This window comes from Pseudooceanicola onchidii (assembly GCF_004959925.1).
Taxonomy (GTDB): domain Bacteria; phylum Pseudomonadota; class Alphaproteobacteria; order Rhodobacterales; family Rhodobacteraceae; genus Pseudooceanicola; species Pseudooceanicola onchidii.
The window spans coordinates 388,845-409,213 of sequence record NZ_SPUW01000001.1; the positions used below are offsets into that span (position 1 = coordinate 388,845).

General features: G+C 66.1%; 20 protein-coding genes. 7 read left to right on the top strand and 13 right to left on the bottom strand.

Annotation, left to right across the window (positions count from 1 at the left end; all coding sequences use genetic code 11):
* Positions 1-225 precede the first annotated feature (225 nt).
* The 4 genes from E4S58_RS01855 to E4S58_RS01870 are packed head-to-tail and all read left to right on the top strand — an operon-like array spanning position 226 to position 2,861.
* Positions 226-717 (top strand): GNAT family N-acetyltransferase, encoded by a 492-nt coding sequence (locus E4S58_RS01855; protein ID WP_136634620.1) that lies wholly within the window; start codon positions 226-228, stop codon positions 715-717.
* 31 nt (positions 718-748) lie between these two features.
* Positions 749-1,450, top strand: coding sequence for a TerB family tellurite resistance protein (locus tag E4S58_RS01860; RefSeq protein ID WP_136634621.1), 702 nt, complete (start codon positions 749-751; stop codon positions 1,448-1,450).
* Between the two features lie 3 nt (positions 1,451-1,453).
* The gene (locus tag E4S58_RS01865; protein WP_136634622.1) at positions 1,454-2,464 is read left to right on the top strand and encodes an endonuclease/exonuclease/phosphatase family protein; all 1,011 of its coding nucleotides are present in this window, start codon (positions 1,454-1,456) and stop codon (positions 2,462-2,464) included.
* Positions 2,465-2,501: 37 nt separating this feature from the next.
* A complete protein-coding gene (locus tag E4S58_RS01870; RefSeq protein WP_136634623.1) occupies positions 2,502-2,861 on the top strand; it encodes a hypothetical protein in 360 nt (119 codons plus the stop codon).
* A 46-nt stretch (positions 2,862-2,907) separates the two neighbouring features.
* Here E4S58_RS01870 and E4S58_RS01875 read toward each other — a convergent pair whose 3' ends face one another.
* The gene (locus E4S58_RS01875) at positions 2,908-4,461 is read right to left on the bottom strand and encodes a Ppx/GppA family phosphatase (RefSeq protein ID WP_136634624.1); all 1,554 of its coding nucleotides are present in this window, start codon (positions 4,459-4,461) and stop codon (positions 2,908-2,910) included.
* 138 nt (positions 4,462-4,599) lie between these two features.
* Between E4S58_RS01875 and E4S58_RS01880 the strand changes: the two genes are divergently transcribed.
* Entirely contained in the window at positions 4,600-5,013 is a 414-nt protein-coding gene (locus E4S58_RS01880; protein ID WP_136634625.1) for a VOC family protein, read from the top strand.
* 17 nt (positions 5,014-5,030) lie between these two features.
* Here E4S58_RS01880 and E4S58_RS01885 read toward each other — a convergent pair whose 3' ends face one another.
* From E4S58_RS01885 to E4S58_RS01895, 3 genes are read right to left on the bottom strand one after another with little or no spacing between them, the layout of a single operon-like run.
* A complete protein-coding gene (locus E4S58_RS01885) occupies positions 5,031-7,205 on the bottom strand; it encodes an RNA degradosome polyphosphate kinase (RefSeq protein WP_136634626.1) in 2,175 nt (724 codons plus the stop codon).
* Positions 7,206-7,259: 54 nt separating this feature from the next.
* On the bottom strand, positions 7,260-7,940 hold the full coding sequence (locus tag E4S58_RS01890; RefSeq protein WP_136634627.1) for an HdaA/DnaA family protein: 681 nt from the start codon (positions 7,938-7,940) through the stop codon (positions 7,260-7,262).
* 3 nt (positions 7,941-7,943) lie between these two features.
* Positions 7,944-9,017 carry an AI-2E family transporter gene (locus E4S58_RS01895; protein ID WP_136634628.1) on the bottom strand — a complete coding sequence of 358 codons (1,074 nt, stop codon included), beginning with the start codon at positions 9,015-9,017 and terminating at the stop codon, positions 7,944-7,946.
* Positions 9,018-9,311: 294 nt separating this feature from the next.
* Here E4S58_RS01895 and E4S58_RS01900 point away from each other — a divergent pair, with 294 nt between their 5' ends.
* Positions 9,312-9,734, top strand: coding sequence for a VOC family protein (locus E4S58_RS01900; protein ID WP_136634629.1), 423 nt, complete (start codon positions 9,312-9,314; stop codon positions 9,732-9,734).
* 46 nt (positions 9,735-9,780) lie between these two features.
* Here E4S58_RS01900 and E4S58_RS01905 read toward each other — a convergent pair whose 3' ends face one another.
* The 3 genes from E4S58_RS01905 to E4S58_RS01915 all read right to left on the bottom strand — a co-directional run bounded on the left by E4S58_RS01905 (position 9,781) and on the right by E4S58_RS01915 (position 12,271).
* Positions 9,781-10,176: a DoxX family protein gene (locus E4S58_RS01905; RefSeq protein WP_136634630.1), complete on the bottom strand. Its 396-nt coding sequence runs from the start codon at positions 10,174-10,176 to the stop codon at positions 9,781-9,783.
* A 132-nt stretch (positions 10,177-10,308) separates the two neighbouring features.
* Positions 10,309-10,992, bottom strand: coding sequence for an ABC transporter ATP-binding protein (locus tag E4S58_RS01910; RefSeq protein ID WP_136634631.1), 684 nt, complete (start codon positions 10,990-10,992; stop codon positions 10,309-10,311).
* Positions 10,985-12,271, bottom strand: coding sequence for a lipoprotein-releasing ABC transporter permease subunit (locus E4S58_RS01915; RefSeq protein ID WP_136634632.1), 1,287 nt, complete (start codon positions 12,269-12,271; stop codon positions 10,985-10,987). Before E4S58_RS01915 ends, E4S58_RS01910 begins: the two co-directional genes overlap by 8 nt.
* A gap of 115 nt (positions 12,272-12,386) precedes the next feature.
* Here E4S58_RS01915 and E4S58_RS01920 point away from each other — a divergent pair, with 115 nt between their 5' ends.
* A complete protein-coding gene (locus tag E4S58_RS01920) occupies positions 12,387-13,031 on the top strand; it encodes a hypothetical protein (protein WP_136634633.1) in 645 nt (214 codons plus the stop codon).
* 9 nt (positions 13,032-13,040) lie between these two features.
* Here E4S58_RS01920 and E4S58_RS01925 read toward each other — a convergent pair whose 3' ends face one another.
* The 6 genes from E4S58_RS01925 to E4S58_RS01950 all read right to left on the bottom strand — a co-directional run bounded on the left by E4S58_RS01925 (position 13,041) and on the right by E4S58_RS01950 (position 20,341).
* Positions 13,041-14,018 (bottom strand): serine hydrolase domain-containing protein, encoded by a 978-nt coding sequence (locus E4S58_RS01925; RefSeq protein ID WP_136634634.1) that lies wholly within the window; start codon positions 14,016-14,018, stop codon positions 13,041-13,043.
* A gap of 5 nt (positions 14,019-14,023) precedes the next feature.
* The gene (gene proS / locus E4S58_RS01930) at positions 14,024-15,361 is read right to left on the bottom strand and encodes a proline--tRNA ligase (RefSeq protein WP_136634635.1); all 1,338 of its coding nucleotides are present in this window, start codon (positions 15,359-15,361) and stop codon (positions 14,024-14,026) included.
* 95 nt (positions 15,362-15,456) lie between these two features.
* A complete protein-coding gene (locus E4S58_RS01935) occupies positions 15,457-16,743 on the bottom strand; it encodes a pilus assembly protein TadG-related protein (protein WP_240789431.1) in 1,287 nt (428 codons plus the stop codon).
* Positions 16,744-16,754: 11 nt separating this feature from the next.
* Positions 16,755-17,147 carry a TadE/TadG family type IV pilus assembly protein gene (locus E4S58_RS01940; protein ID WP_136634637.1) on the bottom strand — a complete coding sequence of 131 codons (393 nt, stop codon included), beginning with the start codon at positions 17,145-17,147 and terminating at the stop codon, positions 16,755-16,757.
* Positions 17,148-17,614: 467 nt separating this feature from the next.
* On the bottom strand, positions 17,615-19,573 hold the full coding sequence (parE, locus tag E4S58_RS01945) for a DNA topoisomerase IV subunit B (RefSeq protein ID WP_136634638.1): 1,959 nt from the start codon (positions 19,571-19,573) through the stop codon (positions 17,615-17,617).
* Positions 19,574-19,687: 114 nt separating this feature from the next.
* Entirely contained in the window at positions 19,688-20,341 is a 654-nt protein-coding gene (locus E4S58_RS01950; RefSeq protein WP_136634639.1) for a DUF2461 domain-containing protein, read from the bottom strand.
* Positions 20,342-20,369 lie beyond the last annotated feature (28 nt).

Consider the following 20,369-nt stretch of genomic DNA (forward strand, 5'->3'; position numbering starts at 1 on the left):
CGTGTGATGCGCGGCGGTTTTCGTTTGGGCGGCGTCGGTTGTCCGATGACGACGGTTCGCAAGGGCAGGGGGCAAAGGGGCTGTCTGCCCCTTCTTGAGCCTGCGGCTCAATTCATCCCCGAGGATATTTTCGGCAACGAGAAGACCGGGGCGGGCCATGGGACGCGGCCCCTTGCCTTTTCCCGGCGCACAGGGAGATTGGGCACCTGACCCAGGAGGTACCCCATGCCGACCATCCGACCCGTCGCGCCGGACGATTATCCCGCGATCCAGGCGATCTGGACGCCGATCATCCGCGACACGACCGTCACCTTTGCCTCCGCCGAAAAGAGCCTTGAGGACATCGCGGGTTATGTCGCGGACAGACAGGCGCGGGGCCGAGCGTTTTTCGTGGCCGAGGTGGCGGGCGCGGTCGCAGGGTTTGCCAGCTATGATCAGTTTCGCGGCGGCAACGGCTATGTGCATGCGATGGAGCATACGGTGATCCTGGGCCCGGCCGCGCGGGGGCAGGGGATCGGGCGCGCGCTGATGCAGGCCGTCGAGGATCATGCCCGGGACGCGGGCGCGCACACCATGGTCGCGGGGGTGAGCGGCGAGAACGCGGCCGGCATCGCCTTTCACACCGCCATGGGCTATGAGACCTGCGGGCGGATGCCGCAATCGGGGCGCAAGTTCGGGCGGTGGCTGGACCTTGTGCTCATGCAGAAAATTCTCTGACAGCCGCGCTGCAGCGCGATAAGGTGCGCCCATGTCGATCTGGAGCCGAATATCGGAAGCGGTTGGAAAGCTGGCGCGGGGGGAAAGCCTGTCGTCGGTTTTCGAGTCGTTGCGCACGCCGCCCGAACGGTCAGTCGCCTTTACCATCGCCGTGATCGCCCTGGGCGCCAAGATGGCCAAGGCCGACGGGCAGGTGACCCGTGACGAGGTCACGGCCTTTCGCGAGGTGTTCCAGATCGCCGACCGGGACGAGGCCGAGGCGGCGAAGGTCTTCAACCTGGCGCGGCAGGACGTGGCGGGGTTCGACGTCTATGCCCGGCGGATCGCCGACATGTTCGGCCCGGCAAGCGAGACGCTGTGCGATATCATGGACGGGCTGTTCCACATCGCCATGGCCGACGGCGGCTATCACCCGGCCGAAGACGAATTCCTGGCCGAGGTGGCCCGCATCTTCGGCATGAGCGAGGCGCGCTTCCGCAACCTTCGCTTCCGCCATGTGCCCGACGCCATGGCCGACCCCTATTCCATCCTCGGGCTTGATCCCGGCGCCACCTATGACGAGGCGCGCGCCGCCTGGAAGCGGCTGGTACGCGAAAACCATCCCGACCGCCTGGCGGCCCGGGGCCTGCCCGAAGAGGCGCTTGGCATGGCAGAGCGCCGGATGATGGACCTGAACCGCGCCTGGGAGGAGATCACCGCCAAGCGCAGCCGCGCGGACGCGCCGGTGGCCTGAGCCATGCGGATCGCCGCCTACAATGTCGAATGGTTCGATGCGTTGTTCGACGACGCCGGGCGGCTGCTGGTCGATGACCGCTGGTCCGGTCGGCGCGACGTGACGCGGGCGCAGCAGATCGAGGCCCTGGGGCTGGTCTTTTCCGCCATCGACGCGGATGCCATCATGGTGATCGAGGCGCCCGACACCAACAGCCGCCGGTCGACGATCCGCGCGCTGCAGGGCTTTGCCGAGGCCTTCGATCTGCGCGCGCGGCGCACCGTCACCGGCTTTCCCAACCAGACGCAGCAGGAAATCGCGCTGATGTTCGACCCCGATGTGCTGGTGGCGCAGCACAGCCCGCAGGGTCTGGCCGATGCGCCCCATGCGCCGCGGTTCGACGGGCGGTTCCGGATCGATCTGGATGTCGACGCCACCCAGGACGAGGTGGTCTTTTCCAAGCCCCCGCTTGAACTTGCGGTGACGACGGCCGCCGGGCGGGCGCTGCGCATGATCGGCGTGCACCTGAAATCCAAGGCGCCGCACGGGGCCGTGGGGCGCGATGCGGTCATGCGCCTGTCGATCGCCAACCGGCGCAAGCAGCTGGCGCAGGCGATCTGGCTGCGCCAGCGCGTGGCGCAGCACCTGGGCAGCGGTGAAAGCCTGATCCTGATGGGCGATCTGAACGACGGGCCGGGGCTGGACGAATACGAACATCTCTTCGGGCGATCCTCGGTCGAGATCGTGATGGGCGATTCCGAGCCGCGCCTTTATGATCCGCACGCCGAAGAGGCATTGCAGGCCAGGCTGACCGCCCCGCCGTCGACGGCGCGGTTCTACATCCAGCCCGAACGGCGGTTCCTGCAGGCGCTTCTGGATTACGTCATGGTGTCGCCGGACCTGCGCGCGGCCAACCCGCGCTGGCGGATCTGGCATCCCTTTGATGATCCTGATTGCTGGGGCCGTGTGGAACTGCGCGAGGCGCTGATCGCGGCCTCGGACCATTTTCCGGTGGTGTTGGACATCGATCTCTGACCTTCCTTGGCGGACGCGCGGCCCTATATTGAGGGGCATGAGACATCTTGTGCTGATCCTCGCCCTTGCCGCGCCCGCGCCTGCCCTTGCGCAGGACGAAGACGGGCCGTCGCTGATGGAACGCGGCGCGCGGCTGTTCTTTCGCGGGCTGATGGAGGAGATGGACCCGGCCATGGACCGGCTGCGCGCCTTTGCCGAGGACGCGGGCCCCGCGATGGACAGCTTCCTGCGGGAGATGGGCCCGGCGCTGATGGAGCTGATGCAGGACGTGAAGGACTTCAGCGCCTATCACCCGCCGGAAATCCTGCCGAACGGCGACATCATCCTGCGCAAGAAAGTCCCGGACGAGGTGGAAGAGAAGCCGGAGCCGGGGCCAAACGGTGAGATCGAGCTGTAGAGGGCGCCCCATCCGGGATCCCGAGGGGCGGGGCAGGCGTCGGCCCTCACCGCATCATGCTGACGTCCAGTTCGGCGTTCAGCGACGAGGCCAGCGATTTCAGCCGCGCCATGGCCACCTCGCCCAGCAGCGGCCAGGCGGCTTCGGTGACGCGAAGTTCCAGCACCTTTTTCTTCGGGAACCAGCGGAATTCACCGGGGATCGTGTCGCGTTCCAGCCAGAGCATTGCGCCGAAGCGCATGGCCTTGCCGACGACCTCGGCCTGTTGCTGTTCGACGGGATCGAGGAAGGGGTAGAGCCCTTCGAAAGACGTCCCCTCGCGCTTGTTGCGATAGCGGTGCAACAGGGCGAGACCGAGGAAGATCCGTTCGGAATGCTTCAGCCCGCCCAGGTTGGCGCGGGTCGCGTTGTCGAAACAGACCTCGGCGCGGTAGTCGGGGTGCGCCCGCCAGGTCACGTCATGCAGCAGGCAGGCGGCGCGGATGATGCGCTTTTTCTCGGGCTTGGCGGATTTGAAGATCGGCAGGATGAAATTGTAGAGCGTCCGGCCAAATCCGGGCATCCGCGCATCCTTGGCCTCGGCAAAGCGGCAGGCCTCGATCAGGGGATCGCGGTCGCGCAGGGCCTGTGGCATCTGCTGGTACAGCATCCCCTCGCGGATCCCGTAGGAGGACACGGCGATGTCATGCGGGCGGAAGGCGGTCACGACCTCGGACAGGACCTCGGAGGCGAAGGGCACCAGGTCCATCCGCGCCGAGGAGATCGAACAGCGCGCGCGCAGGGCCGCCAGGTCTTCCTCGCGGATGTACTTGGTGGTGGCGCGCACGGCCTTGGGCGACATGCGGTATTCATGCAGCACGTGCAGCGGATAGTTCAGGCGATCCATGTCGATCCGGGCGATGGCCCGCCACGATCCGCCGACCAGGAACAGGCGGTCGCGCTGCGCGCCCATTTCCGCGGCCAGTTTCGACACCTGTTCCTTGATGAAGGCGCGGCGGCCCTTGCGCCCGCCCGGCACCTCGCGCAGTTTCAGCGGCCCGAGCGGAGAAGTCACGCGCCGCCCGACCTGGCCGCCCTTGATCTCGGCCAGCTCCATCGAGGACCCGCCGATGTCGCAGACAAGGCCATAACTGCCGGGCCAGCCCAGCATGACGCCCTGCGCCGACAGCCGCGCCTCTTCCTCGCCGGGGATGACCTGGATCTTCAGCCCGGTCAGGCGTTCGACCTCGGCCACGAATTCGGGTCCGTCTTCCGCGTCGCGCACGGCGGCGGTGGCCACGGCGGTCAGCGGCGTCGCGTCCATGCCATGGGCCAGAAGCTGGAACCGGTGCAGCGCGGCCAGCGCGCGCTTGCGCCCCTCGGGGTTCAGGCGGCCGGTGTCCGACAGGCCCGCGCCCAGGGCGCACATGATCTTTTCGTTGTAGAAATAGGCGGGGCTTCGGGCCGCGCCGTCAAACACGACAAGCCGGACCGAGTTCGATCCGACATCGACCACGCCAACGCGGCTCAGGTGGCGGACGGAGGGGTCGGCGAAGAGTGGCCGCTGAAACGGGCCCCAGTCGTGGTCGTCGCCAATGCCCGGGTCGGAGGTGCCATCCATGGTCTTCGGCCTGCGGTTGATCGTTCCTCTTAATTGCAGCGCATGTGCGGCACGTCAACCTGCGCCGGGGCCGCGCAGGATCGGGGGTGACGCTTGGTCAGCTGTCTGGCAAGCTGCCTTCCGATGCAGGAGGACCCCATGCAACCCATTCCTTACATTTTCTTTCCCGGCAGCTGCCGCGAGGCGATGACCTTCTACGCGGGGCTCTTCGGAACGCCGGACAGTCTTCGGATCATGACCATGGGCGAGATGCCCGCCGAGGCCCGCGCGGGGGCGGGCGATTTCAATCCCGATGCGGTCATGCACGCGGCGCTGGCCGTGGGAGAGGGGTGGATCTATGCCTCGGACGATCCGGATCCGACGACCGCCATGGCCGGCGTGAACCTGAGCCTCGACTTCCCGACCGAGGCCGAGGCGCGCCGGGTCTTCGATGCCCTGGCCCAGGGCGGAGAGGTGCGCATGCCCCTGTCGCCGATGTTCTGGGCGCCGCTTTTCGGGATGCTGACCGACCGCTTCGGCGTGCGCTGGATGATCGGACAGGCGGCGGGGTGACTTGGCGCGCGCGGGGCTCAGTCCGCCTCGTGCGTCAGCTGCGGCACGTCCTTGGCCCCGGCGGATCCCCGGCCCGACAGTGACGGGTTTTCCATGAAGAACCGGTGGCAGTTGAAGGCGAACTGCCCCTCGGGGACGACCGCGCGGGCGAAATGGCCGTCGGGCTGCATCACCCAGCTTTGCGCCTGATCGGCAAGGTTCGCCGCCATGATCTGGCTGACGATCTGCGCCTTCACGGTGGCGTTGGTGATTTCGACCAGTGTCTCGACCCGGCGGTTCAGGTTGCGGCCCATCCAATCGGCCGAGGAGATGAACACCCGCGATCCCTTGGACGGCAACCCGTGGCCATTGCCGAAACAGACGATCCGGCTGTGTTCCAGGAACCGGCCCACGATGGATTTCACGCGGATGTTTTCCGACAGTCCCTTCACGCCGGGCCGGATGCCGCAGATGCCGCGGATCACCAGGTCGATCTTCACGCCCGCCTGTGATGCCCGGTAAAGCCCGTCGATGATGTCAGGCTCGATCAGCGAATTCATCTTGGCCCAGATCTGCGCCGGGCGGCCCGCGCGGGCGTGCTCGGCCTCGGCCTCGAACTGTTCGAGCAGGAAGTCCTTCATGCGGTGCGGCGAGATCTGAAGGTTTTCCAGCACCTCCGGCTGGGCGTAGCCCGAGAGGTAGTTGAAGACCTTCGTCGCATCGCGCCCCAGCTTGGCATCGCAGGTGAAGAAGCTGAGGTCGGTGTAGATCCGCGCCGTGATCGGGTGATAATTACCGGTGCCGTAGTGGGTGTAGGTGACCAGCTGATCGCCTTCGCGCCGCACCACGGTGGAAATCTTGGCGTGGGTCTTCCAGTCGACGAAGCCATAGACCACATGCGCGCCGGATCGTTCCAGTCGCCGCGACTGGCGGATGTTCGCGGCCTCGTCAAAGCGCGCCTTCAGTTCGACCAGCGCGGTGACGGATTTGCCGTCCTCCGCCGCCTCGCACAGCGCATCGACGATCGGCGAATTCTTGGACGTCCGGTACAGCGTCTGCTTGATCGCCACCACGTCCGGGTCATGCGCCGCCTGATCCAGGAACCGCACCACCATGTCAAAGGTCTCATACGGGTGGTGCAGCAGCATGTCCTTCTGGCGGATCGCCGCGAACATGTCGCCTTCGTGGTCCTGCACCCGTTCGGGCACGCGCGGCGTGAACTGCGGCCACAGAAGGTCGGGCCGTTCGTCGATCACCAGTTCCTTCAGGTCCGAGATCCCGATGATGCCGTCGACCTCGATCACCTCTTCCTCGCGCACGTGCAGTTCGCGCATGATGATGTTGCGCAGCGCGGCGGGGGCATTGGCCGAGATCTTCATCCGCACGACCTCGCCCCGGCGACGCCGTTTGAGCGCGGTTTCGAATTCGCGCACCAGGTCCTCGGCCTCTTCCTCGACCTCGAGATCGCTGTCGCGCAGCACGCGGAAGGTGCAGAAACCGGTGGTGCGATAGCCGGGAAACAGCTGTTCGATGTTCAGCAGCAGCAGTTCTTCCAGCGGCAGAAAGCGATACGCGGTGCCTTCGGTCGGCAGGCGGATGAACCGGTCGATCTGGTGCGGGATGGGCAGAAGGGCCTGCAACACCCGCCCGTCACGCTTGCGTTCCAACATCAGCGCGAACGAAAATCCGGTGTTCGGAATAAACGGGAACGGGTGCGCGGGATCCACGGCCAGCGGCGACAGCACCGGGAAGACGCGGTAAAGGAACACATCCGCCAGGAAGGCCTTGTCGTCTTCGGTCAGTTCGTCCTGGCCCAGGATCGACAGGCCGGCCTGCCGCATTTCAGCCTGCAGCTTGTCCAGCATGTCCTGCTGCCGCAGCATTAGCGCCCGGGCGTCGGCGTCGATCAGGCGCAGCTGTTCGGCCGGGGTCAGCCCGTCGGCGGCAGGGGTCTGGTTGCCCTCGCGCACCAGTTCGCGCAGGCCCGCGACGCGCACGGTATAGAATTCGTCAAGGTTGGTGGCGCTGATCGACAGGAACCGAAGGCGTTCCAGCAGGGGAACCCGGGGGTTCTCGGCCTCCTCCAGCACCCGCCAGTTGAAGCCAAGCCAGGACAGTTCGCGGTTCACAAATCGGCCGGGGCCGGTCAGCTGCGCGTCTTCAAGGACCTGCGGGGCGGGAATGTCGGAATGGAGGAAATCGGCGTTGGTCATCGTCTTGGTTTCAAAGGGTTGGGACTGTCCCAATATGGGAAGCGTAAGACAGATTTATGACTCTCGGGCCTCTTGCTTGTCCATGACTTCGGCGGCAAGCCGCGTGGTGATTGCGCGGGTCTGCGCCAGCGATGCCTGATCCAGCGCCGCCACCAGTCGCCGCGCGCCGTCAAAGCTGCGATCCATCCGGCGGATCAGATAGTCGATCACGGCCCGGGGCACCTGCAACTGGCGTTCGACGAACAGTTTGGCCAGCAGGGTTGCCAGCAGCGCATCGTCCGGCGCCTCGAGCACGGCGGACTGCGCCTGCTGCAGGCGTGACCGCAGGTCCGGCAGGGTCAGGGGCCATCCCGCCACCGCCCGCGCGCCCGTCAGCAACAGCGGGTGCCCTTCGACCAGCATCAGGTTGTGCAGGTGAAACAGCGCCTCTTCATCGGCGGGGTCGGTGATGTCGTCGACGTCTTCGACCACCAGTGGACCGGCGGCCAGCGCGGGGATGTCCCGCGCGGCAAGGCCTGTGCCCGGCACGATGCCTGCGCCCGTGTCCTCGGCCCAGATATGCGCCAGGTGGGTCTTGCCCGCGCCCGCGGGTCCGGTCAGCACCAGCTTGCCGCGCGGCCAGCTGGCCCAGCCGTCCAGCATCGCCAGCGCGACGGCATTGGACGGCGCGATGATGAAATCACTGCGGCCAAGCCCCGCGATGCGGGGGTGGGTCAGGGGAAGCGGATCTGGCATCGATCACTCGGCGTCGGAATAGGGGGTGTCGAGCCCACGATACAGCCGACTGTCCTTGTAGCGCGAGATGATAAACCGCATCACCACGCCGATCGCCGCCGCCACCGGCACCGCGACCAGCATCCCCACGAAGCCGAAGAGCGACCCGAAGACCGACAGGGCGAAGATCAGCCAGACCGGGTGCAGCCCGACCGAATTGCCGACCAGCTTGGGCGTCAGCACGTTGCCTTCGATCACCTGGCCCAGCACGAAGATGCCCGCGACCAGCCCGATCGACACCCAGTCGCCCCAGAACTGGAACAGCGCCAGACCGATCGCCAGTGCCCCGCCCAGAAGTGCCCCGACGTAGGGAATGAAGGTGATCAGCCCCGCGAAGGCCCCGACCACGAGGCCGAACTGCAGCCCCACGAGCATCAGCGCCACCGCGTAATAGGTGCCGAGGATCAGGCAGACGGTGCCCATGCCACGGATGAAGGACGCCAGGGTGCTGTCGATTTCGCGGGCCAGCTGCCGGATCGTCGGGGCGTGGTCGCGCGGCAGCAGGTCGTCGATCTTGGCGACCATGCGGTCCCAGTCGAACAGCAGGTAGAAGGCGACCACGGGCACGATCACGAACAGCATCACCACGTTCAGCAGCGACCCGACCGAGGTCAGCGCCGTCTGCAGAAGCTGCCCGCCCTTGGACTGGATCGTTTCGCCCACGGCCGTCAGCGACTGGCGCAGGGTCGATCCCTGGTCCAGCAGTTCGGGGAATTTCGCGGTCAGGAACGCCTGCAGGTTCTGCAGCACCTTGGGCGCGGTGTCGAACAGCGCCACCGCCTGGTTGATCAGCGTCGGCACCACCAGCAGTGCCAGCAGGACGAAGATCAGGATGGCGCCAAGCGTGATGATCGCCGTGGCCAGCGCCCGGCTGGCGCCCAGGCGTTCAAGCCGGTCCGCGACGGGATCCAGGAAATAGGCCACCGCCCCACCCAGCACGAAGGGCAGGATCACGTCGCCCAGCCACCAGAGCGCCACAAAAAAGACCGCCGCGGCGATCCCCCAGTACTTGAGCTGCTGCCTGACCGGCAATGCCATGCATGATCCTTCCCGTTTGCGGCGCGGGCACCGCGTGCCCGTCGCGGGCAAGTCTTGCCGCTTGGGCCTTGAGGATCAAGTGGCCTTGCCGGGCAGCGGGGTCAAGGGGCTGGGCGCAATTGCTGCCCCATTGACCCCGCCGGGCCCGGCAGGTAGCCGTGGGCTGTCTGAAACAGGTTAGGTTCGGGACGGTTGGCCCGGCCCCCGCGATGCGGGTCCTTCCGGCGGTCTGCGTCGGCCCAAGACTGTTCTGGCCCGCGCATCCTGCGGGGGCCGATAGCTTGGAGTCTCGACATGAAACCCCGGATTACCGTTCTTACACTGGCCGTCAGCGATCTTGCCCGCTCGGTCGCCTTCTACCGGGACGGGCTTGGCCTGCCGACCGACGGCATCATCGGTCAGGAATTTGACCATGGCGCCGTCGCCTTCTTCGATCTTGCGGGCGGAATGAAGCTGGCGCTTTGGGCACAGGTGGATCTTGCGCATGACACGGGCCTGCCCGCGACCCCGATCAGCACGACGGCGCTGAGCGTCGCCCAGAACGTCCTGACGAAGGCCGAGGTCGACGCGGTCCTGGCCGAGGCCGAGGCCGCCGGGGCCGGGATCATCCGCCGTCCGTCCGACACCTTCTACGGCGGCTACGCGGGGTATTTCACCGACCCCGACGGCCACCTGTGGGAGATCTGCTGGAACCCCGAGATGCTGCCCGAGGCCTGAGGTCGGTAGGGTGCGTGCTTGCACGCACCGCCAACGAGGTTGGCGCCTAGTCGGTCGACTTGCTGCGCATGGCATCGACGCTCCAGACGCCGGGGCCCGAGAAGACGAAGTAGAGGAAGACAAAGCAATACAGGATCGCCGCATCGCCGCCGTTCAGCGCGGGGAAGGGGCTTTGCGGCGCGTGGGCCATCCAGTAGGCCGCCGCCATCAGGCCCGACAGCACGAAGGCCACCGGACGGGTGAACAACCCGACGATCAGCAGGGCGCCACCGAAAAGTTCAAGCATTCCGGCGATCCAAGGCAGCGAAAAGGCGGCCGGGTTCATCTCGGACGCGGGGAAGCCAAGGATCTTCTGCGTGCCATGGGCAAAGAAGATCAGGGCAGAGACGATGCGCAGCACGCTGAGCATCTTGGGCGCGTGGGCCGTCAGGGAAGAGGTCATCAGGAAAGGGCCTTTCAGGTTGGCAAGGATCAAGCTGGCTGGGCCTGCGCCGGAACGACGCAGGCTGGCTTGTCTTGCCAGTTGGGTGATTTAGTTGACCGTGGCAATCAACGCCCGGTCACATCTGCTTTATCAGCCGGTTACCAGCTGTCCGGCTTCAAGCCGCACCACCCGGTCCATGCGCGCGGCGAGCTCCATGTTATGGGTGGCGACCAGCGCGGCAAGCCCGGTCTGGCGCACCAGGTCCATCATCGCCCCGAACACCCGGTCCGAGGTTTCAGGATCCAGGTTGCCGGTCGGTTCATCCGCCAGCAACACGCGCGGGCTGTTGGCCAGCGCGCGGCAGAAGGCGACCCGCTGCTGTTCCCCGCCCGACAGCGCGGCGGGCCGGTGCCCTGCGCGGTCCGACACGCCGACGGAGCCCAGCAGATCCGTCGCCCGCGCCCGCGCGGGGGCCCGCGCAACGCCATTGGCCAGCTGTGGCAGCACGATGTTTTCCTCGGCCGAGAATTCCGGCAGCAGGTGGTGGAACTGGTAGACGAAGCCCACCTGGTCGCGGCGCACGGCGGTGCGGCGGCGGTCGGGCTGGTCGTGCATGGCCTCTCCGCCGATGCGCACCGTGCCGGTGTCGGGCTGATCCAGCAGCCCCGCGATGTGCAGCAGCGTCGATTTGCCCGCCCCCGAAGGCGCGACAAGGGCCACGGCCTCGCCTGCCTTGAGGGTCAGGTCGATGCCACGCAGAACCTGCACCTCGCCCGCCTTGCCCCGGTTGTAGACCTTTTCGATCCCCGACAGTTCAAGTGCGATGTCACTCATAGCGCAGCGCCTCCACCGGGTTCATCCGTGCGGCGCGGCGCGCGGGAAAGATCGTGATGATGAAAGACAGGCCAAGCGACAACGCGATGGACGACACCACGTCGCCCACCTGAAGTTTGGCCGGCAAGGCATAGATTCCGCGAATGGACGGATCCCAGACGCCGCCGCCCGACATCCGGTCGACCAGCGCGAAGATCGGGTCGATGTAGATCGCGAAAAGACAACCAAGGATCAGGCCAAGCGCGGTGCCGATCAGCCCGGTTGACGCGCCGCAGAGGAAGAACACCCGCAGGACCGAGCTTTCCGTCAGCCCCATGGTGCGCAGGATGCCGATGTCGCGGCCCTTGTTCTTCACCAGCATGATCAGCCCCGAGACGATGTTCATCGAGGCGATCAGCACCAGCACCGACAGGATGATGAACATCACGTTGTCCTCGATATCCAGCGCCCGCAGGAACGACCCCGAAGCATCCCGCCAGGTCCAGATCAGCGCCCGGTCGCCCGCGGCCTGCAACAGCGGCAGGGCCATGGCGTCGACACCCTCCGGGTCTTCGACCATCACCTCGATCTCGTCCGCGGCATTCTCGCGGTTGAAATAGCTCTGCGCCTCGGTGAAGGGCATGTAGACGCGGGTCTGGTCGATGTCGTAGCGCCCGGCGGTGAAGATATAGGTGATCTCGTAGGTCTTGACGCGGGGGCTGGTGCCGAAGGCCGTTTTGACCCCGTCGGGCGAGATCAGCTTGATCCGGTCGCCGATCGTCAGGTTCAGGTCGCGCGCCACGCCCGACCCCAGGGCGATGCCGTCGTCGAACCGGGCCAGGTCGCCCTGCGATGTCTCGGGGTTCACGATCCGGGGAATGTCGGCCAGGTCATCGGCGGCGATGCCATAGACCTGCACCCCGGCGGTGTTTCCCTGCGCCGAGGCCATGACCTGCCCCTTGATCAGCGGCGCGGCATGGGTGACGCCCGGCACCTGCGCGATGCGGTCGGCCATCTCGGTGTAATCGGCGATCGTCCGGTCCAGGCGGCCGTTCGCATCCGGCGCCCCGGCGTTGTAGACGGTGACATGGGCATTGGCCCCAAGGATCGTGTCGACAAATTCGGCGCGGAACCCGGCCCGGACGGCCAGCGTGATGATCAGCGCGGCCACCGCCAGCGCGATGCCGATCAGGCTGATCCAGGTCATCACCGACACGCCGCCTTCGGCCCGGCGGGCCCGCAGGTAGCGCCAGGCGATCATCCATTCGAACGGGGCAAAGGGGGGCGGGCTGGCCTGCATGGGGGCTCCTGTTGCGCGGTCGGAGGAGATGTGCGGCGCGACGACCGTCAGGTCAAGCGAAGATCGGATGGACCTTTGGCCGGGCCACGCCGTTGTGACCGGGAAAGGAGCCGCCATGCTGGATTGGATCGAAAGCCACGCCACCCTGATCTCGGCCGGGGTGCAGATCGTCACGGCGCTTGTCTGGGTCGTCTATCTGCAGGTCTTCGTCGTCAGTTTCCGACGGCAGAGACGGTCGAACATCCTGATCAACCGGGTCGCGGGCAACCACGACCGGGGGCATCTGCTGGTCGGCAACATGGGGGCCGAGCCGATCTATGTCTCGGCCGTGATGGTCGAACCGCGCATCGGCGGTCAGTTGCGTCGCGCCATGGTCACCGACAGCCTGACCGGGTCGGACGGCCTGGCCGAGGATCAGGCGGTCAGCCAGTCCCGTCAGGGTCCGCTGAACAGTGCGGAAACCCGCGATATCGGGGCGCTTGGCGATCTGCTGGATGTTGCGCTGGCCGACATGGGCTGCGCGGATCGGATGGACGAGGTCGATCAGGTGACGATCACCGCCGTCGCAGAAGGCACCTTTGACCGGCATCTCGTGGCCGGGCAGCGGGTGTTCGGCGTGCATCACGACGGCGACCGCCGCAGGTTCCTGCCAACGCAAAGCCAGACCCGGCAGATCCGCAGCCGCCGCGCCCGCCGGGCTCTGTCGGCGCGGCTGGACACCGCCCTGCGAGAAGAAGCCGAGGCGGTGCGATCGGGATGAGGTGCGCCGTCAGGGCGCGTAGGCGATCTGCACCATGGTGCGATCCAGGTCGGCCATCTCCTGCCCGGTGATGCAGGCGTCGTACCAGGCGGTCAGCGTCCAGCCAGAGCGCCAGTGCACGGCGTAGCTGCCAAGGTTCGGACCGTCGAGGAAGCAGAGCGCGCCGAAATGCCAGACATTCCGGCCGTCCCCCATGTCGCGCTGGATCATCCCCATGCCATAGCGGACGGGGCCGTCGATCACGACCTCGGGCAGGGTGGCCAGGCGGTCGGTCAGAACGCCGCCGGGGCCGAAGGCATGATCGACGAACCGGGCATAGTCGCCCATGGTCATCTGCCAGCCGCCCCAGGGCATGTAGGCCGCGAAGCGATCCGACGGTGCGCCGGACACGCCGACGGGATCCAGCACGCGGGCCCGGCAGGCGTCGGTGTAGGGCATACCGGCAACGGCTTCGATCACCGTGCCAAGGACGGCATAGTTTTCGTTGGAATAGTAATAGCTTCGCCCACCCGTCAGCCGGGCGGGATCCAGTGCGCGGGGGGTGATTTCTGCCCACCTCGGGTCTGGCCGATCCTTCCAGAAGGCCATCGGGCCCTGGGTATAGTCCTTCTGCAGCCCGGTCGCATGGCTCAGCAGGTCACCGATGGTGACGGGGGCGGCATCGGGCAGGTCCAGCACCGCACCTGCGCGGCTGTCGTAGGCAAGGCGCCCTTCGTCGACCAGTGCGGCGATGCAGGTGGCAGTGATGGCTTTCGACAGCGAGGCAAGGGGGACCGGATCATCGGCATCGCGCCCGCGCGCCCACGTGGCGACAGGCTGGCCGTTGTAGCGCAGGGCGAGGACGCCGGTCCGGGCACCGACCTGATCGAGCCAGCCGTCAAAGGCCGCCTCGAAGGCCGGAACCCTGTCCATGGCTGCGGCGTCCGCCAAGCCCTCGCTTCGGGCGACCGTGGCGGTCAGAGCGAGGACAAGGACCAGACGCAGCATCGCGATCAGAGCGCGGCGTAGATCGCCGCGACGCGTTTGACGGCCTCTTCGGGCGACAGTTCCTCGCTTTCGCCGGTGCGGCGCGAGGTCAGTTCGACCACCCCGTTCTTGAGCCCGCGCGGGCCGACGGTGATCCGCCAAGGCAGGCCGATCAGGTCCATCGTCGCGAACTTGCCGCCCGCGCGTTCGTCGCGGTCGTCGTACAGCGGTTCAAGCCCGAGCGCGGTGAAGGCGTCATAGAGCGACTGGCACGCCGCGTCCGCCTCGTCATCGCCCTGCTTGAGGTTCACGATGCCGACGTGGAAGGGGGTCACGCCCTCGGGCCAGATGATGCCCTTGTCGTCATGGCTGGCCTCGATGATCGCGCCCAGCAGACGCGACACGCCGATCCCGTGCGAACCCATGTGCAGCGGGGCTTTCTCGCCCTCGGCGGTCTGGACGTAGGCGCCCATCTTTTCCGAATACTCGGTGCCGAAATAGAAGATCTGGCCGACCTCGATCCCCCGGGCCGAGCGGCGCCGCTCTTCCGGGATCTCGTTGAAGACGGCTTCGTCATGGGTTTCGTCGGTGCGGGCATAGCGCGAGGTGAACTCTTCCAGCACGGCCTGGCACTGGGCCTTGTCGTTCGGGTCGACCTCGCGGTCGCCGAAGGTCAGGTCGGTGATCGCGCTGTCGTAGAAGACCTCCGACTCGCCGGTGTCGGCCAGCACGAGGAATTCATGGGTGTAATCGCCGCCGATCGGGCCGCTGTCGGCCCGCATCGGGATCGCCTGAAGGCCCATGCGTTCATAGGTGCGCAGGTAGCTGACCAGGTGGCGGTTGTAGGCGTGCAGCGCGTCTTCCTTCGTCAGGTCGAAGTTGTAGCCGTCCTTCATCAGGAATTCGCGGCCGCGCATGACGCCGAAGCGGGGGCGGACCTCGTCACGGAATTTCCACTGGATGTGGTAGAGCGTCAGCGGCAGCGCCTTGTAGGAGGTGACGTAGTTGGCGACGATCTCGGTGATCATTTCCTCGTTCGTCGGGCCGTACAGCATCTCGCGGTCGTGGCGGTCCTTGATGCGCAGCATCTCGGGGCCGTAGGCGTCATAGCGGCCGGACTGGCGCCAGAGATCGGCTGATTGCAGCGTCGGCATCAGCATCGGGATGTGGCCGACGCGCTGCTGTTCCTCGTGCACGATGTTCTCGATCTTGCGCAGGACCTTGAAGCCGAGAGGCAGCCAGGAATAGATGCCGGCCGACTGCTGGCGGATCATGCCGGCGCGCAGCATGTAGCGGTGGCTGACGATCTGGGCGTCGGCGGGGGTTTCCTTGAGAACGGGCAGGAAGTAGCGGCTCAGGCGCATGGGGGTGTCCTTTGGATCGGCATTCCCAAGCGGTTTACTGGCGCGGCATGTGTGAGACAAGGGGCGGCGCGTCCCGGCGCACCGCCATCCCGCGTTCAGTAGGCGAGCCGGAAGTAGGGCACCTCGAAGTTGTCTTCCATCCCCGCGCCGCAGAATCCCATGGTCATGTTCGACGTCCCCGAGATCGTGCTGCCCGAGATGATCGAGGCCCCCTGGATGCCGCCCGCGTTGGCCGCGAAGGACACGGCCTTTTTCGCGATCACCTGGCCGCCGAAGAACCGCAGGTCACTGGGCACGTCCATGCCGCCGTAGGTGATGATCTGCGCGCCACCCCCTTCGGCACAGTTGTCGTTCTTGCCGATCTGAAGCGAAGAGGCCGCATAGATGCTTTTGTTGTCGGTCGACCGGCTGAAGACCACGCTGTCTTCAAGCGTCACGCCATTGCCGAACTTCACCGGACAGTCGGTGACGATGACCACGTATTGCAGAACGGTGCCGGCGGTGATCTGGATGTCGTGGTTGCTGCAGCTGACCCGGTGCACCCGCCCCGGCACAAAGTCGGATGCGTCAAGCTTCCAGTCCGTCAGCACGACCGGCGCCGCACCCGAGATATAGTCGGGCAGGAAGGCGCCCGAGGCGAGGTACAGATCGTCGTAGATCCGGTCGATCTGGCCCAGCACGCGCAGGCGGTAGTACCCGTTGCGCAATGCCGCCTGCAGGCCTTCGTTGGTCACGAAGCCCGAGCGGGGCAGGTCGATTTCGCTGGAATCGGGCATCGACACGACCGTGCCCGCCTCCCAGGTGTTGTTCGAGTTGACCGAGACATAGCGGTTGGAATGCACGCAGAAGCCGTTTTCGAACCCGTTGTTCGATTGGATGTCGACCACGTCCTCGCCGATGAAGCCTTCGCGGAAGCAGGGCGGTTCGAAGGCGACGAAGATCGCCTGCGCCGACAGGTCCCAGAAGGGCCGGTCGATCATCCGGAACAGGTAGGCCGCCACCGAATTGCCGCGCGCCGCCGTGCGCCCCGGCCGGACCCGCACGGCCGACATCGAATAGGGGTTCGGCGTGAAGGTCCTGGTCGCGTAGTCCCAGTATCCGAATTCGACATCCTCGGTGCGCAGCACGGCCCCGTAGGAGGCCTGCGGCATCGAATGCTGGGCCAGTTCGACCGCCTTGATCTTGGCCGAGCTCGCCGAATTGCGTTCGCGATGATACAGCGCCGCATGGGCCGCCGCATCCGCCGCGACCTGCAACTGGTTGCGCGCGGCCAGAAGGTGGCTGAAGTCCACCGCGAGCGCACTGACGGCCAGGATCCCGGCCAGCAGGTACAGCGACAGAAGCGTGATGCTGCCGCGATCGTCCCGTCCAAGGCGAAGCAAGCGGCGCATCCTCAGTACTCCATGAAGTGCTGGGACGAGATGTTGATGGTGATGTCCATCAGGTCGTCGACCACATGCGGCATGAACAGCGTCGACACCCGGTAGCTGACCGAAGAGGTCACGACCCCGTCGTCGATGCTGGTCGTCACCAACGCCTCGGGGGCGAAGGTGGCGATCTTGTCGGCGATGTAGCTGCGCGTCTGATCGGCGGTCTGCATGTATCCGGTCGACAGGATCCGGTTCGCGTTCTGCACGACCCTGAAGGCCTGGTTCTTCTGGAACAGCACCAGCGTGGTGTTGAGGATCATGACCAGCACCCACACGAAGATGGGCAGCCAGATCAGGGTTTCGATGGTCGCCGACCCCTCTTCCGAGGTGCGGAAGCGCTTGAGCAGTTGTTTCATTCCCAGGTCCCCCGGACGTTCTTCGCCCGTTTCCAAGGCTGCCAGAGTCGTTGCGAAAAAAGGCGCAAGGGTGGCGGAAAGACGCGCGCCTTAAGACTTACGCAAGAAATTGGAGGGAATTGTTTCTGGTTAATGGAAGGTTAAGCCGGGGAAGTAACCTTTGTGCCGTAACGCGATTGCGGCGGGTGCGTGACGCGTTTCGGCGTCAGGGGTGCAGGGCGATTCTCGGGCAATCGGGCGGGATTGCGGCAACCGTCGGCCGCGGACAATGGACGGCTGGGATCGGGTGCCCCATTTGTGGCGTGGCAATTGCCGTGGATTCACTGCGCGGTGTCTGGCGCGCGCCCGGGCAGCGGCCCGGCGTGGCGTCCGACAAACGAAACCGCCCCGGCCGATGGTCGGGGCGGTGTGATGTGCAGGGATTTCCCTCCGTCAGAGTCGTGACTCGCGCAGGGCGTCCGCCGGACCTAGACATCCAAATCCTCGGCAAACCGCGCGTTTTCCTGGATGTACTGGAACCGCAGTTCGGGCTTCTTGCCCATCAGGCGTTCGACCAGATCGCCGGTTTCGCCCGGCGCGTCCTCGTCCACCGTCACGCGGATCAGTTTGCGCGTCGTCGGGTCCATCGTCGTTTCCTTCAGGTCCTTGGCGTCCATTTCGCCCAGACCCTTGAAGCGCGAGACCTCGATCTTGCCCTTGCCGCCCAGACCCTTGGCCAGCCATTCGTCACGCTCGGCCTCGTCCTGGACATAAATGCGCTTGGCGCCCTGGGTCAGACGGAACAGCGGCGGACAGGCGAGATAGAGGTGCCCCTTGTCGATCAGCGGCCGCATCTGGCTGAAGAAGAAGGTCATCAGGAGCGAGGCGATATGCGCCCCGTCGACGTCCGCGTCGGTCATGATGATGATCTTGTCATAGCGCAGGTCGTCGATGTTGAACTTGGTCCCCATGCCGACGCCCATGGCCTGGCAGAGGTCGCTGATTTCCTGGTTGGTGCCGATCTTGGACGACGCCGCGCCCAGCACGTTCAGGATCTTGCCTTTCAGCGGCAGCAGCGCCTGTTTCTTGCGGTCGCGGCCCATCTTGGCCGACCCGCCGGCCGAGTCGCCCTCGACGATGAACAGCTCGGTTCCCTCGCGGTTGGTGGCCGAACAGTCGGTCAGCTTGCCGGGCAGGCGCAGTTTCTTGGTTGCGGTCTTGCGCTGCGTTTCCTTTTCCTGCCGACGGCGCAGGCGTTCTTCGGACCGCAGGACAAGGTAGTCGAGGATCGCACCCGCCGATTTCGTATCCGCCGCCAGCCAGTTGTCGAAATGGTCGCGCACGGCATTCTCGACCAGCCGCTGCGCCTCGACCGTGGCCAGCCGGTCCTTGGTCTGGCCGACGAATTCCGGCTCGCGGATGAAACACGACACCAGCGCGCAGCCCCCGGCGACCAGGTCGTCGCGGGTGATCTGGGCCGCCTTGCGGTTGTTCACCAATTCACCGTAGGCCTTGATCCCCTTGAGGATCGCAGCCCAGAAGCCCGCCACATGTGTCCCGCCTTCGGGCGTCGGCACGGTGTTACAGTAGGACTGGATGAAACCGTCGCGCACGGGCGTCCAGTTGATCGCCCATTCGACCCGGCCGGGCACGCCGAAGCGGCCCTGGAAATCGACGCGGCCGGCAAAGGGGTTGTCGGCATAGGTCATCGCGCCGGTCATCGTTTCGCGCAGGTAATCGGCCAGGCCACCGGGGAAGTGGAAGGTCGCCTCGGTCGGGGTTTCGCCGTCGTCGATGGCGGTCTTCCAGCGGATCTCGACGCCCGAGAAGAGGTAGGCCTTGGACCGGATCGACTTGAACAGGCGCGCGGGCTTGAACTTGTGATGGCCAAAGATCTGTTCGTCGGGGTGGAAGGTCGTGGTGGTGCCGCGCCGGTTGGGCGCCGCGCCGATTTCCTGCAGGGGCCCGAGCGGGATGCCGCGCGAGAAGCGCTGTTCCACCAGCTTGCGGTCGCGCGCGACCTGCACGATCAGCGAATCCGACAGCGCGTTCACCACCGAGGCGCCCACCCCATGCAGACCGCCCGAAGTCTCGTAGGCCTTGCCGCCGAATTTGCCGCCCGCGTGCAGGGTACACAGGATCACCTCGAGCGCGGATTTGCCGGGGAATTTCGGGTGGGGATCAAAGGGCATGCCGCGGCCGTTGTCGCGGATGGTGATCGAATAATCCTCGTGCAGCTCGACCTCGATCCGGTTGGCGTGCCCCGCCACCGCTTCGTCCATCGAGTTGTCGAGAACCTCGGCCACCAGGTGGTGCAGCGCGCGTTCGTCCGTGCCGCCGATGTACATGCCGGGACGCTTGCGCACCGGTTCCAGCCCTTCGAGCACCTCGATCGAGGAGGCATCATAGGCTTCGGGTTCATTGGACGTCAGAAGGTCGTTTGCCATGGACTGCTCTTTGCTGGATTGGCCCGCATTATGGCAGAGCAGCCCACGGGGACACAAGCACTGGTGGTGCGGCGCAGGCCATCACCGGCGCATTGCGATGAAATGACCCGAGATTCAGCGCGAAAGCTCGTCTGCCAGCGGCTCGAACGCGGGCCAGAGGCGCTGGAACTCGGTCATCAGGGCGTCGGGCAGGTCGGACTCGGGGCGGGGCAGGGTGCGGAACAGGGCCATCCCCTTGCGCCTGAGGAAATCCGCCTGCGGGTGATCCTGCGCGTAGGGCGGGGGGACGCGCTTCAACGCGGCCTCGCGCATGGTGGCGCCGCGATCCAGCTGCGCGTTCAGGCCTGCCGCGATGTCCTCTCCGGCCGGGCCTGCCATGGTTTCGCGCCAGCGGGTCAGCGCGTCGCCGTCGAAGCCCATGAAGCCGGCGCCGACTCGGACCGTCGTCGTCTCGATCCCGAAGAACCAGCCCAGGGGGGCGACGCCGCCAGAGGGCGCGTACCACAGCATGTGCATGTAGTCCTTGTAGGGTGGCATCCCCTTGGCGAACCGCAGGTCGCGGTTGATCCGGAACAGCTTGGTCGTCACGTTGCCGCCGGTCATCTGGCCCAGTCGCGGGGCCAGGGTCTCAAGCAGCAGTTCGGCCGGGCGTTTGAGATTCGCCAGGTATTCCTCCTTGTGCGCGTCGTACCATTCCTTGGTATTGTCCGCGGACAGGCGGCAGCAGAAATCCTGCGCCTCCGGAATCAGCCGGTCGAATGCGTCCATGGGTCTGTCCCCTGCTGTGTCCCCCCAC

What these genes read in the sequence shown, in the direction of transcription:
- E4S58_RS01900 (WP_136634629.1), top strand. Translation starts at nt 9,312, where the DNA reads ATGAAACCCCGGATTACCGTTCTTACACTGGCCGTCAGCGATCTTGCC.
- E4S58_RS01860 (WP_136634621.1), top strand. Translation starts at nt 749, where the DNA reads ATGTCGATCTGGAGCCGAATATCGGAAGCGGTTGGAAAGCTGGCGCGG.
- E4S58_RS01915 (WP_136634632.1), bottom strand. Translation starts at nt 12,271, where the DNA reads ATGCAGGCCAGCCCGCCCCCCTTTGCCCCGTTCGAATGGATGATCGCC.
- E4S58_RS01875 (WP_136634624.1), bottom strand. Translation starts at nt 4,461, where the DNA reads ATGGATGGCACCTCCGACCCGGGCATTGGCGACGACCACGACTGGGGC.
- E4S58_RS01865 (WP_136634622.1), top strand. Translation starts at nt 1,454, where the DNA reads ATGCGGATCGCCGCCTACAATGTCGAATGGTTCGATGCGTTGTTCGAC.
- E4S58_RS01920 (WP_136634633.1), top strand. Translation starts at nt 12,387, where the DNA reads ATGCTGGATTGGATCGAAAGCCACGCCACCCTGATCTCGGCCGGGGTG.
- E4S58_RS01895 (WP_136634628.1), bottom strand. Translation starts at nt 9,017, where the DNA reads ATGGCATTGCCGGTCAGGCAGCAGCTCAAGTACTGGGGGATCGCCGCG.
- E4S58_RS01950 (WP_136634639.1), bottom strand. Translation starts at nt 20,341, where the DNA reads ATGGACGCATTCGACCGGCTGATTCCGGAGGCGCAGGATTTCTGCTGC.
- E4S58_RS01905 (WP_136634630.1), bottom strand. Translation starts at nt 10,176, where the DNA reads ATGACCTCTTCCCTGACGGCCCACGCGCCCAAGATGCTCAGCGTGCTG.
- parE (WP_136634638.1), bottom strand. Translation starts at nt 19,573, where the DNA reads ATGGCAAACGACCTTCTGACGTCCAATGAACCCGAAGCCTATGATGCC.
- E4S58_RS01940 (WP_136634637.1), bottom strand. Translation starts at nt 17,147, where the DNA reads ATGAAACAACTGCTCAAGCGCTTCCGCACCTCGGAAGAGGGGTCGGCG.
- E4S58_RS01855 (WP_136634620.1), top strand. Translation starts at nt 226, where the DNA reads ATGCCGACCATCCGACCCGTCGCGCCGGACGATTATCCCGCGATCCAG.
- E4S58_RS01925 (WP_136634634.1), bottom strand. Translation starts at nt 14,018, where the DNA reads ATGCTGCGTCTGGTCCTTGTCCTCGCTCTGACCGCCACGGTCGCCCGA.
- E4S58_RS01870 (WP_136634623.1), top strand. Translation starts at nt 2,502, where the DNA reads ATGAGACATCTTGTGCTGATCCTCGCCCTTGCCGCGCCCGCGCCTGCC.
- E4S58_RS01880 (WP_136634625.1), top strand. Translation starts at nt 4,600, where the DNA reads ATGCAACCCATTCCTTACATTTTCTTTCCCGGCAGCTGCCGCGAGGCG.
- E4S58_RS01890 (WP_136634627.1), bottom strand. Translation starts at nt 7,940, where the DNA reads ATGCCAGATCCGCTTCCCCTGACCCACCCCCGCATCGCGGGGCTTGGC.
- proS (WP_136634635.1), bottom strand. Translation starts at nt 15,361, where the DNA reads ATGCGCCTGAGCCGCTACTTCCTGCCCGTTCTCAAGGAAACCCCCGCC.
- E4S58_RS01885 (WP_136634626.1), bottom strand. Translation starts at nt 7,205, where the DNA reads ATGACCAACGCCGATTTCCTCCATTCCGACATTCCCGCCCCGCAGGTC.
- E4S58_RS01910 (WP_136634631.1), bottom strand. Translation starts at nt 10,992, where the DNA reads ATGAGTGACATCGCACTTGAACTGTCGGGGATCGAAAAGGTCTACAAC.